Genomic DNA, 12,375 nt, shown 5'->3' with positions numbered 1-12,375 from the left:
CCGTGTGCCAACGCCTCCACGGCGGTAAGCTGACGCCCGATGATCGTCCGCCGTGACGCCTGGCGCCCGCGCCTTCTCACCACCCCCTCTGCCACCACCGGCAGGAGCCAGCATGTCCCGAACCACCGCCTCGTCTGATGTTGCCTCCCCCCTTGACGCTGACGCCTCGTCGCCTGAGTTCGTGCCACGCCGCTGGCTGGAGACCCTGGCCCGAGCTGGCGGCCACTGGCCGAACATCGCCATCGGCTGCGCCCTGCTCTCGACCCTGGTGCTGCTGGCACAGGCGTGGAGCATCGCGCGCCTCGCCCAGGGCGTGGCGATCGAGCGCGAGTCGCTCATGACACTGTGGCCGGCCATCGCGGTACTCGCGGCCAGCCTCTCGCTGCGAGGCGCGCTTGGCGGGCTGCGCAGCTACGCTGGCACCCGTGCCAGTCAGCAGATTCGTCGCCGCCTGCGTGAGCGTCTATTGCAGCGCTTCGCCGAACTCGGCCCGCTGTGGGTGCATCGCCAGCACCGCGCCAGCCTCGCCAACCGTGTCTGGGACCAGGTCGAGTCGCTGCATGGCTATTACGCCGATTTTCGCCCCCAGACTCGCCTGGCCGGGCTCATCCCGTTGCTGCTGCTGGCGGTCGTCTTTCCGCTCAACTGGGCGGCGGGCCTGATTCTGGCGATCACCGCCCCGCTGGTGCCCATCTTCATGATTCTGGTCGGGATCGCGGCGCGCAAGCGCTCCCGCGAGCAATTCCAGGAGATGGACCGCATGGGGCGCCACTTCATGGACCTGCTCACCGGCCTGAAGACGCTCAAGCTGTTCGGCAGCGCCAGACGCGGCGCCCAGGTCGAGGCCGTCAGTCACGCCTTTCGCAAGCGCACCATGCGTGTGCTGCGCCTCGCCTTCCTGTCCTCCACGGTGCTGGAATTCTTTACCGCCGTGTCCATCGCGCTGCTGGCGGTCTATCTCGGCTTTCACTTCCTCGGTCATCTGCAGTTCGGCACCTGGGACGAGGCACCGCTGACGCTGCAGACCGCCCTGTTCATTCTGGTGCTGGCGCCCGAGTTCTATCAGCCGCTGCGCGAGCTGGGCGTGCATTATCACGCCAAGGCCGAGGCCGAAGCGGCCGCGCTCGACCTGGCGCCGATCGTCGGTGCCACCCCCTTCTCCCGTCAGCAGACGCCTGACGACGTGAACACCACGCCGCCTCGCAGCGCGACCCGCCCCATCACCTTCAGCGCCCTGAGATTGCAGGACGTGAGCGTGCGCCATGCCGGCCAGCTCCCGGACACGCCCCCCGCGCTGGGCCCGCTGTCACTGCAGATCGCCGCCGGTGAACGAATCGCCATCACCGGCTCTTCGGGGGCGGGCAAGTCGACATTGCTCAACCTGCTGCTGGGCTTCGTCGAGGTCGCCGACGGCATGCTGTCTCTGAATGGACATCCCTTGACCCAGGGTCTCCCGGCCGGCACGGCCACCTGGGTGGGCCAGGAAACGGTGGTCCTGTCCGGCACGCTGGCCGACAACCTGCGATTGGCGAAGTCTCAGGCCAGCGACGACGAACTCGAGGCCGCGCTGGCCAAGGCCGACCTGGCCACATGGCACGCCAGCCTGCCCCACGGACTCGCGACACCGCTTGGCGAGGGCGGTCAGCCACTGTCCGGTGGGCAGGCACGCCGCCTGTCGCTGGCGCGCGCCTTCCTGCATGATGCGCCGCTGGTGCTGCTGGACGAACCCACCGCCAGTCTGGATGCCGAGAGCGAGGCGCGTGTGATCCGGGCACTGCAACGCCTCGGCGAAGGCCGCACCCTGCTGCTGCTCACACATCGTCCCGAACTGCTGCCACTCTGCCAGCGGCTGATCCGTCTCGAAGGCGGCCGCCTGGTGGAAGATCGGCACCTGCAGGCCACCAGCCCGCGAGGTGATGCATGACACCCCCTGACGTCCCCCCGACCGCCCGGCCACCATCGCTTGGCGAACTGAGTCCCTACCTGGCGTTGATGCGCGAGCACCGGGGCTGGCTGGGTGTCGGCGCCCTGCTGGCGCTGATCACCCTGCTGGCAGCCACCGGGCTGCTGGCGCTGTCGGGATGGTTCCTCTCCGCCACCGCCGTGGCCGGCGTGAGCGTCGCGGCCACCCAGGCCTTCAACTTCTTCACTCCCGCAGCTGGCGTGCGCGGACTGGCACTGGCGCGCACCGCCGGACGCTATGGCGAGCGCGTCACCACCCACGAAGGCACGCTGCGCCTGCTGGCCAGCCTGCGTCGTCGTCTGTTCGACGCCATCGAACCCCTCTCCCCCGCCGCTCTGCAGCGTGCCGGGCAGGGCGAGCTGATGACGCGTCTGGGCGCGGATGTCGATGCCCTCGACAGCCTCTATGTGCGCGTGCTGATTCCGTCACTGGTGGCGGTGTGTGCCATCCTCGCCGCCGGTACGCTGATCGGTGTCTTCGCGCCGACATTGGCGCTGATCACCGTGCTGGGGCTGGCGCTGCCCGGGGGGCTGGTGCCGTGGCTGGCCTGGCATCTTGGCAGCCGCGATGCCATGCGCCATCAGGCCTCCGCCAGTCACCTGCGTGCCCGTCTGCTGGAGCGACTGCAGGGCCTGGGCGAGCTGGTCATCTACGGACGCTGGCAGGCAGAGCTTGCCAGCCTGGCGGAGCAACAGGCCGAGCGTGATCGCATCGAGCGCTCCCAGGCGCGTCGTCAGGCGCTGGCCACCTGGCTGAGCCATACGCTGCTGGGGCTGACGCTGGCAGGGGTCGCCCTGCTCGGCGTCATGCAGATGGCGCCCCAGACGCAGACGGCTGTCGGTGACGTGACCGCCCATGCCGGCGAGCTGCTCGACGGCCGCCTGCTGGCGCTGTTTCTGCTGGCGATCCTCGGTGCCTTCGAAGCCCTCGCCCCCCTGCCGCTGGCCTGGCAGGGGCTGGGCCGCTGCCTGTCGGCGGCCGCGCGCCTCAACCAGGTACAGGCCGATACCCCGGCGCCACAGTTTCCGGAGGACTCCGCCGCCGCCACGCCTGTCGGGCATGAACTGGTGATCCATGACCTGAATGTCGCGCATGGCGACACTCAGGTGCTCGAGCAGCTGTCGCTGAGCCTGGCAGCGGGCGAGCATCTGGCCTTGCTCGGCCCCTCCGGCAGCGGCAAGAGCACCCTGCTGGAAGTGCTCAGCCGCTTCCATGCCCCGAATTCCGGCAGCATTCATCTGGGCGGTGTGGCGCTTGAGTCGCTCGACGAGGCCACACTGCGCGCAAGCTTCGCCGTCTGTCCGCAGGACACGCATCTGTTCTGCGCAAGCTACGCTGACAATCTGCGCCTGGCCGCGCCTGAGGCCAGTGATGAGACACTCATCCACATGCTGGAAAGCCTGGGGCTTGGCGAGTGGCTGGCCCGACAGCCGCAGGGGTTGGCTGGCTTCCCGGACGAGGGGGGCCGTTCACTGTCCGGAGGCCAGCTGCGTCGCTTCGGCGTGGCACGGGCGCTGCTCTCGCCCGCCCCGATCGTGCTGCTCGACGAGCCCTGTGAAGGCCTGGATCGCGAGAGTGCCGAGCGGGTGATCAGCGCGATTCTCACGGCCTGCCGGGGACGCAGCCTGATCATGATCACCCATCAGCCGCTGGGGCTTGAGCGCTTTGCGCGTCTGGCACTGCTGGAAGAAGGGAGACTCAAGGAAGATGCCACGCCGACCACACTGCAGGCCGACTCGCGGCTGGCACGCCTGATGGCGCGCACCACGAATCAGGCCTGACATGAACGCTTTCGCGGGAGGGACGATGACGGAATCCACACTCAAGGATCAACCACTGGCCGCTGACACCTTCACACGCCTCCCACAGGGCTTCACCGCTCTGGTGACGGGTGCCGGGGGCGGTATCGGACGCGCGATGCTCGAAGAGCTGCTCGCCCACGAACGCTGCGGCCGGGTGCTGGCGGTCAGCCGTGACGTCTCGCGTCTGCCGGCACATCCCGCACTTGCCTCACTGCAGGCTGACCTGACCACCGACGAGGGCATGGCGCGGCTGGCAGACTGGCTCCGCGAGCAACTGGATGACACGGGACAGGAGGAGAACAAGGAGAAGCACGAGGAGAACGAGCCCAGGCCAGGTCAGCCACCGGCACTGATCCTCAACACCATGGGGCTGCTGCATGAGGAAGCCTTTGAGCAGCACGCGGCACTGTGGCCCGAGAAACGTCTCGAGGATCTCGACATGGCCGCGCTGACGCGCCTGCATCAGGTCAATGCCTTCGTCCCGGCCCTGTTGCTGGGGATGCTCGCGCCACGCCTGCGCCGGCGCACGCCGCTGATCTTCGCCTCGCTCTCGGCGCGGGTCGGCTCGATCAGCGACAACCGCAGTGGCGGCTGGTATGCCTACCGTGCCAGCAAGGCCAGTCACAACATGCTGCTGAAGACCGCCGCCATCGAGATCGCGCGCCGCAATCCCGAGGCTGTGTTGGTCGCGCTGCATCCGGGCACCACCGATACCGGGCTTTCGGCCCCCTTTCAGGCGCGGGTCCCCGAGCACAAGCTGTTCACGCCAGGCTACGTGGCGCGTCGCCTGCTGCGGGTGGCGGGTGAGCTGTCGCCAGAGGACAGCGGCGGCTTCCGTGACTGGGCCGGCGAGCCGATCGACTGGTGACGGAAGCTGCGGGGGCGATCAGAGCTGCAGATGCTCCTGAAACCATTCGGTGATGAAGTCCAGATAGGCACGCGTCTTGTCGGGCAGGTACTTGCGCGAGCGGAACAGCACCACCATCGAGCCGTGCTCATTCCAGTAGGGCTGCAGCAACGGCACCAGCTCACCGCTTTCCACTGCTGCACGCGCGGAAAAGGTCGGCAGATAGGCGAGACCGAAACCGGCCTTGGCCGCCTCTACCACACCGAGCAGATTGTTGATCACCAGCCGCGACTCCGGCTCCACATCGAAGGGCTGCCCGTTGAGCGTGAAGCGCCAGTGGGCGCCCAGATCGTAATTGCCGTAGAAGATGGTATCGAAGGCGCGGATGTCCTGCGGCTGCACCGGCGGGGCATTGACGCGCGCCAGATAATCCGGTGCCGCATACAGGCCATAGACCACCTTGCACAGAGGCCGCGAGACCATCGAGGAATCCGGCAACGGTCCCATGCGAATCGCCAGATCCACCGACTCATCGATGGGCTCGAAGCGCTGATCCTCCAGCAGGATCTCGACGCTGACATCCGGATAACGGCGCATGAAGGCGGTGGTCGGGGCGGCCAGATACATGAAGCCGAACGACACCTGCGCCGAGACCTTGAGCTGGCCCATCGGCTGGGAGGTGACGGACTGCACCCGCGCCTCGGCGGATTCCAGCTCCTCGCGGATGCGCAGCCCGTGCTCGTAATAGATGCGCCCCGCCTCGGTGAGATGCAACTTGCGAGTCGAGCGATTGATCAGACTCACCCCCAGCTGCTCCTCCAGTGCCGCCACGCGCTTGGACGCCAGCGACTTGGAAATTCCCAGGCGTCTCGCGGCTGCCGTGAAGCTCGCCGCTCGCACCACCTCGACGAAGACCCGCAGAGCATCAAGCGTCGCCATTCCATACTCCAGAGTTGATTCAGCTCCAGACGCCCATTGACGAGCGACCTGCGTGACCACGCGAACATGTTTCCATATTGGAAACCCTAGTTTTCGATTGTACGCGCTTATTCTCCAAAGCGCGTCGCCCTATACTGGGCACCTCGAACATGCGGGAGCAGACGCGTCGCGGCATCGACCGTCTGCTTCCGGACTAGACCGTGAAGCGTCTGGCCTGCGTGGCGCAGTCAGGCGATTCAGGTTCGCGCTCAGGTAGTTGCACTGCTCATCCCACCGGGTCCCGGTGACTGGTCTGCATGGCGACACCCGCACGCGCGGTTTCGCCGTCGGCCCATCCCGGGCCTCGGTGGCGATCTTCAGTGTAGTAATGCAAGCTATTTGCGCGCCTGGCCGTCTCACGACGCCAGGCGCTTTTTTTTGCCTTTGATCAGCGACTTACAACCACTTCTTCCACTTGAAGAACAGGTAGGTCGAGAGAGCCGATGCCCCCATCAGGCACAGCGCGAAGGGATAGCCCCAGTCCTTGTCCAGCTCCGGCATCCAGTGGAAGTTCATGCCATAGATGCTGGCGATCAGGGTCGGTGGCATGAACACCACTGCCGCGACCGAGAAGATCTTGATGATGCGGCTCTGGTCGAGGTTGGTGAAACCGATCGAGGCATCCAGCAGGAAGTTGACCTTCTCGAAGATGAAGGTGGTGTGCGGATTGAGCGAATCCACATCGCGCAGCATGTCGCGAATTTCCTGACGCCGAGCCTTGTGATGCGGCTCGGCGGGCAGATGGCGCGTCAGCTGACGCAACAGCCGCTGACTGTCCAGCAGGGCCTGGCGCACCTTGTCGTTGTAGCGCTCCTGCAGCAGGATGCCATGCAGGGTGTCCTCCAGCGATTCAGGATGCACCGCCTGCTTGCCCAGTACCTCCAGCGCGCGATAGATGTCCTCGATCTCATCCGCCAGGTAATCGACCTTCATCGCCAGCAATGCCAGCAGCACGTCCCAGCCATCCTGGGGACTAAGGCGCTGGCGACGCAGATGATTGCGGAACAGCCGCAACAGCCCGATCTCCTCGTGACGCATGCTGATCAGCTGCCGCCCGTGCAGATGGAAGGCGACGTTGGCGGTCTGCGGTTCGCGCCCCCTGCGATGGGGAAACAGCGAGACGACATGGATGCCATCGCCGGCCAGATAGAATCGCGAGGACGACTCGATCTCCTCGAGCTCCTCGATCTTCGGCAGCTCCACGCTGAACTGCTCGCTCACCCAGCGCTGCTCGGCCTCATCGGGCTGACAGAGGTCGATCCACAGCACATCGCCACGCACCAGTACCGGAGGTGCCAGCTCATCACTGGCCAGCCGCTCGGCATGCAGGGCGCTGGCCTGCTCATGGCTGTCGGCGAGCTGCGGCGCCTCGCCGTCGGACATGTCGGGCAGCACGATCTGCTCGCCACGCAGGCGCCCGTCTTCATGAAGGCGATAGAGGGTAATCATGCACGGTCCCGTGTGAATGACCTGAAGGAAAGGCCATTCTAGACGAGATACCGGGAGTGCGGGGCCTGACAGAGGCAGGAGAAAGGCGCGACAGACGCTGACAGCCGTGACACCGCCAAGAAAAAGGGCGACTCGAAGAGTCGCCCGAAGACCGTGACTAGCTTGATGAGGAGAAACCTGAACAGGGGCCTGACTCCGCTGTTCTGGCCATCGCGTTCCATGGCGGGAAGCGATGACCCAAGATTATGCCCTGACGGATCGCCCGTCAATACCAATGAGAATTATTTTCATTAACCATTGAGACAGCGTTTATCTCACCATCACGGCTGGCCTCCATCGATGAGCTGACGTATCATGCCGCCAGAATATCAAGGTCGTGACTGGCCTGATGAGACGCCCGCCTCGGACCTGACATCCACACTCTGGCGGGCACGAAGCACCGCTCGACTCGCAAGCCTTCCTCCCTGTCATTGGCAGAGGGAAAGCGAATGACTCGAGAAGCGCTTCCGGACGCCTCCCTCGTGCAAGCGAAGGAGGCGTCTTTTTTTGCGCATGAAAAAAGCGGCTCACCCGTGAGGGGAGCCGCTGGCAAGGACCGTAAAACGTCTGATGAGAAGCCTCCCGGAAAGGGGCCTGACTCCACTGACCGGGGCACCGCTGCCCATGGCGGGGAAGCGATGGCCCCAGATTAGGTCGCGAGCACGCGTCCGTCAACACTAATGAGAAATATTTTCATTAAGATTGAGTGACGGCGCGCTTCACCCCTCTCGCAGGTCATGCATCATCCGTTCTGCGGCTTCAGCCCTGCTTGTGCCATTCAAACTTCTTGAACGGCTCGTCGATCGGCGTCTCGGCCAGGTGATTGGTGTAGTTGCTCATCACCTTCTGGGACAGGCCAAGAACCACTTCCAGCACGTTGCGCTTGGTGTAGCCGGCATCGAGGAAGGTCTGCACGGTGGCGTCATCGACGAAACCACGCTCACGCACCACGGCCAGCGTGAAGGTGCGCAGGGCTTCCAGGCGCTCGGTCGGCAGCGGCGTCTCGTTGCGCAGCGCCTCGGTGATGGCGTCATCCACCTTCATCGCCTTGGCGATACCGGTGTGTGCCGGCACGCAATAGTGACAGTTGTGCTCGACATTGATGGTCTGCCACACCACGGTGGTCTCTTCATCATTGAAGCTGCTGTCGAGGAACAGCTGGTGCAGTACCTGATAGCCTTCCAGCAGGCCCGGCGCCTCTGCCATCACGGCGTGCAGACCCGGCACCATGCCGAAGGCCTTGACGGACTTGTCGAGCAGCGGCTTGCTGTCCTGCGGGGCGGTATCGGCAGTATGCAGCGTGAAATCGGTCATGATGACTCCTTCAATATGATGGACGAGATGAGCGCAATGGCAGGGCTGGGGAGGCGTCGTGAACGTCGTCGCTACCCATGATGATGAGCAATTGCTCAAAAAAAGACCTGCTCATGCACTTCACTACGTTGTCGTGGGACACACTAGCTGGATTTGAGCGGTCATTCAAGTTAAAATTGAGTACTCACTCAATACCTTGCTCCTCGGGATCAGCCTCCCCTCCACACTGTGTGGAGTCAGGCGACACTCGCGAACCCCATCGTCAGGACAGCCATGCCACGCGCGACCTTGCACAACCGCCAGGACTCCCTCGACCGGGCGCTGAATCTCTTCTGGCAGAAGGGCTTTCATGCCACTTCGCTGAAGGACATCGAGCGCGCGCTCGACATGCGTCCCGGCAGCATCTACGCCACCTTCGGCAGCAAGGATGGCCTCTTCCAGGAAGCGCTGGAGTGCTACTCCGCGCGCAGCCTGCGCGAGATGGAAAGCCTGATGGCCAGTCACGACTCGCCCTTGACCGCCCTCGCCGCCTACATTCGCAAGCTCGGCGGACTACGTGACAGCGAAGTCCCGTCACGCGCCTGCATGCTGGCCAAGAGCCTGCTGGAACTCGGTGAGCGCGAACAGGCCGCCCGCGACAAGGTCGAGACACTGCTCGCCGGCATGGAAGCCCGCTTCCGCCAGGCCTTCGCGGACGCCCGCGACGCCGGTGAACTCGTCGACCCCGAGCGCCCCGCTCACCAGCCGGAACGCCTCGGTCGCCGCCTCCAGGCCGAAGTCATGGGCCTGCGCGCCTACGCCCAGCGTGAAGGCGAAAGCGACGCCGTCCGCCAGCTCGCCGAAGACATCGCCCAGGATATCGAGGCGCTGAAGGTCAACAACACGCATTGAGCCATGAGCGGAGCAATGGCTCGCGGCTCCCTCTGACTCGGCGCTTCGCCTCACATGCTGCTAGAATCACCCCCCGCTTGTCTCGACAGCGCCTGCACCTGATGCTCCGTCCCCTGCTCCCACACCAGCCGATATGACTGCCATGCCGATGACACCGATTGACCGCACCTTCTCCGTCGCGCCGATGATGGAATGGACGACCCGTGACTACCGCGCCTTCGCGCGCGTGTTGAGCCGTCGTACGCTGCTGTACACGGAAATGGTGACCACCGGGGCATTGCTGTTCAATCCGGACCGCGAGCGCTTCCTCGGCCACGACGAGACGGAACATCCGCTGGCGTTGCAGCTGGGTGGCAGTGACCCGCAGGCGCTGGCCGAGTGTGCGGCGATCGCCGAGAGCTGGGGCTATGACGAGGTGAACCTGAATGTCGGCTGCCCGAGCGATCGCGTGCAGAACAACATGATCGGTGCCTGCCTGATGGGCCATCCGGAGCTGGTGGCCAAATGCGTGGCGGCGATGCAGGCGCAGGTGAAGATTCCGGTGACGGTGAAGTGCCGCATCGGGATCGATGATCAGGATGAGGACGCCGATCTCGAGCGCTTCATCAGCACCGTGGCCGACGCCGGCTGCGAGACCTTCAGCGTGCATGCACGCAAGGCGTGGCTGCAGGGCCTGTCGCCGAAGGAGAACCGCGATGTGCCGCCGCTGAACTACGGCCGCGTGCACCGTCTCAAGCAGGCGCACCCGTCCTTGCATATCGGCATCAACGGCGGCCTGAAGCAGATGGATGAGCTGCACGCGCAGCTGGAGCATGTCGACAGCGTGATGGTCGGCCGTGAGGCGTACCACAACCCCTGGTTGCTGGCGACGGTGGACAGCGAGCTGTACGGCGAGGCCGAGAATCCGCACACCAGCCGCCACGATGCGCTGCGTGCCTTCCGCCCCTACATCGAGAAGCGTCTCGCCGAGGGCGTGCGCCTCAATCACATCAGCCGCCATCTGCTGGGGCTGTTCCAGGGACAGCCGGGCGGCCGCCAGTTCCGCCGCCATGTCTCCGAGAACGCCCACAAGCCGGGTGCGGGCATCGAGGTGATCGATGACGCCATGGCGCGCGTGCCGGAGCACCGGCCCGAGACACAGGTCGAACAGGCCTGATCCGGCAGCCTCTGCCCCTTTCCTCAGGAACCCAGCATTTCCAGAAGACCGTCCACTGACACCCGGCCCATGTGCCGGGTGTCGTCGTTCTGGCATTCCCATGTTCTCAACATCCCCAACGATCCGTCGATCCGTCGATCCATCGATCCAGCGACCGGCAGCCCCTATCGGGAAAGGCGCGATGACAGAACATTCACAGATGCCGAAACACGCAACCCTGCGTCGCTGTATAAGCTGATAACTCCTTTAATACCAATGACATGCATGACTTTCGTTTGATTGTCTGACAAGGGCGTCTCGCGCAGAATGACTGACCATGCGGACAACAACAGGTCACGTCATCGTCACGTCGTGCTGACGTGTTGACGGCCATACAACGGCTCCGTCACCGGCTTCCCCCACAGACCTGTGGACCGGTCCATGCAGTCCCCCATCACGGACTGCGCTGCTCATGCTGACACATCCTTCGAGGTTCCATGTCCACATCCTCCCCCTCCGGAGCCAACAGCCGTGAGCTGTTCGGGCACCCGGCCGGACTCTATCTGCTGTTCTCCACGGAACTGTGGGAACGCTTCTCCTACTACGCCATGCGCGCCCTGCTGGTGCTCTATCTCACCGATGCCGTCACCAGCGGCGGGCTGGGCTGGAATCAGGGCGATGCCCTGCAGCTGTATGGCATCTTCACGGGGCTGGTGTACATCACGCCGATGTTCGGCGGCGCACTGGCGGACAACTGGCTGGGCGCACGCCGCGCGATTCTGATCGGGGGTCTGATCATGGCGGCCGGCCAGTTCGTGCTGGCCGTGCCACCGGACATGAGTGGTCTGGATGCCGAGATGCTGCTGTACGTCGGTCTCGGCCTGCTGATCGTCGGCAACGGCCTGTTCAAGCCCAACATCTCGACGATGGTCGGCGATCTCTATCCACAGGGCGATCACCGTCGTGATGGCGCCTTCACCATCTTCTACATGGGCATCAACCTCGGTGCGCTGCTGTCGGGTATCGTCGCGGGCTCCATGGCCGAAGGCTATGGCTGGAACGCCGGCTTCCTGGTGGCGGGTATCGGCATGCTGCTGGCGGTCGCCATCCAGCTGATCTTCGCGCCTCGCCATCTGGGCGAGCTCGGCGTGGAGCCCAGCGCCAGACGCGAGGCACGCCTGAGCAAGAGGAGCACCACCAGGACACCGCTGAGCCGCGAGGAGCGCGATCGCATCAAGGTCATCCTGGTGCTGGGCCTGTTCACCATCCTGTTCTGGGCTGGTTTCGAGCAGGGCGGCGGCCTGATGGCACTGTACGCGCAGGACTACACCGACCGCATGCTGATGGGCTTTGAAGTCCCGGCGGCCTGGTTCCAGTCGCTCAACCCGCTGTTCATCATCCTGCTCTCGCCACTGCTGGCGGGACTGTGGACACGCATGAATGACCGCGAGCCCAGCTCACCGGTCAAGTTCGCCTTCGGCCTGATCGCCCTCGGCATCGGCTTCGTGTGCATGATCGGCGCGGTGCTGGAGCAGAAAGCCGCGGGCAGCGCCTCGATGATGTGGCTGGTCGGTGCCTTCTTCTTCCACACCCTGGGCGAGCTGTGCCTGTCGCCGGTGGGCCTGTCGATGGTCACCAAGCTGTCGCCGGTTCGCATGGGCGCGCTGATGATGGGGGCCTGGTTCGCCTTCGTGGCACTGGCCAACTATCTGGCCGGGATGATCGGCTCGCTGGTCGGCGAAGCCGGTGCCATGAGCGTGTTCGGTGGCATCGCCATCACCGGCGTGCTCGGCGGCCTGCTGTTGCTGGTGTTCGCCGGCAAGCTGGTCGACTGGATGCACGGCGCGGAAGCGCGTCATGACGGCCCGCTCGAGACCCAGACCAGCCACGGCTGATCTCGCACTCGTCGTCATCTTCACTGGCGACGACGACACGACAGGCTGCTGCAACAACGCAA

The 12,375-nt window shown here is 64.8% G+C and carries 9 protein-coding genes; 6 read left to right on the top strand and 3 right to left on the bottom strand.

The features are described from left to right. Nucleotides 1-112 precede the first annotated feature (112 nt). Genes cydD through OW493_RS04910 form a run of 3 tightly spaced genes read left to right on the top strand, consistent with a single transcriptional unit; the run spans nucleotide 113 to nucleotide 4,633 of the window. Complete coding sequence (cydD, locus tag OW493_RS04920; protein ID WP_289863408.1) at nucleotides 113-1,924, top strand: thiol reductant ABC exporter subunit CydD; 1,812 nt, start codon at nucleotides 113-115, stop codon at nucleotides 1,922-1,924. Beyond that, nucleotides 1,921-3,744, top strand: a complete 1,824-nt coding sequence (gene cydC / locus OW493_RS04915) for a thiol reductant ABC exporter subunit CydC (RefSeq protein WP_289863407.1) — start codon at nucleotides 1,921-1,923, stop codon at nucleotides 3,742-3,744. Before cydD ends, cydC begins: the two co-directional genes overlap by 4 nt. Nucleotides 3,745-3,769: 25 nt before the next feature. Further along, the gene (locus OW493_RS04910; RefSeq protein WP_289863406.1) at nucleotides 3,770-4,633 is read left to right on the top strand and encodes a short-chain dehydrogenase; all 864 of its coding nucleotides are present in this window, start codon (nucleotides 3,770-3,772) and stop codon (nucleotides 4,631-4,633) included. Between the two features lie 18 nt (nucleotides 4,634-4,651). Here OW493_RS04910 and OW493_RS04905 read toward each other — a convergent pair whose 3' ends face one another. The 3 genes from OW493_RS04905 to OW493_RS04895 all read right to left on the bottom strand — a co-directional run bounded on the left by OW493_RS04905 (nucleotide 4,652) and on the right by OW493_RS04895 (nucleotide 8,392). Beyond that, nucleotides 4,652-5,551 (bottom strand): LysR family transcriptional regulator, encoded by a 900-nt coding sequence (locus tag OW493_RS04905; RefSeq protein ID WP_043333112.1) that lies wholly within the window; start codon nucleotides 5,549-5,551, stop codon nucleotides 4,652-4,654. 435 nt (nucleotides 5,552-5,986) lie between these two features. Next, nucleotides 5,987-7,039 carry a magnesium/cobalt transporter CorA gene (gene corA, locus OW493_RS04900; protein ID WP_084209312.1) on the bottom strand — a complete coding sequence of 351 codons (1,053 nt, stop codon included), beginning with the start codon at nucleotides 7,037-7,039 and terminating at the stop codon, nucleotides 5,987-5,989. Between the two features lie 798 nt (nucleotides 7,040-7,837). Next, entirely contained in the window at nucleotides 7,838-8,392 is a 555-nt protein-coding gene (locus tag OW493_RS04895) for a carboxymuconolactone decarboxylase family protein (protein ID WP_077379203.1), read from the bottom strand. A gap of 273 nt (nucleotides 8,393-8,665) precedes the next feature. On the opposite strand from OW493_RS04895, the gene OW493_RS04890 reads away from it, so the two are divergent. From OW493_RS04890 to OW493_RS04880, 3 genes are all read left to right on the top strand, one after another. Continuing rightward, nucleotides 8,666-9,283, top strand: coding sequence for a TetR/AcrR family transcriptional regulator (locus tag OW493_RS04890; protein ID WP_084209314.1), 618 nt, complete (start codon nucleotides 8,666-8,668; stop codon nucleotides 9,281-9,283). 148 nt (nucleotides 9,284-9,431) lie between these two features. Continuing rightward, nucleotides 9,432-10,439 carry a tRNA dihydrouridine(20/20a) synthase DusA gene (gene dusA / locus OW493_RS04885; RefSeq protein ID WP_289863405.1) on the top strand — a complete coding sequence of 336 codons (1,008 nt, stop codon included), beginning with the start codon at nucleotides 9,432-9,434 and terminating at the stop codon, nucleotides 10,437-10,439. Nucleotides 10,440-10,915: 476 nt separating this feature from the next. Next, nucleotides 10,916-12,313, top strand: a complete 1,398-nt coding sequence (locus OW493_RS04880) for a peptide MFS transporter (RefSeq protein ID WP_077379199.1) — start codon at nucleotides 10,916-10,918, stop codon at nucleotides 12,311-12,313. Nucleotides 12,314-12,375 lie beyond the last annotated feature (62 nt).

Source organism: Cobetia sp. 14N.309.X.WAT.E.A4 (assembly GCF_030397495.1).
GTDB classification, from domain to species: Bacteria; Pseudomonadota; Gammaproteobacteria; order Pseudomonadales; family Halomonadaceae; genus Cobetia; species Cobetia marina.
The sequence above is the reverse complement of the archived record's forward strand: the minus strand, read 5'-3'. Positions and strand labels throughout refer to the sequence as shown.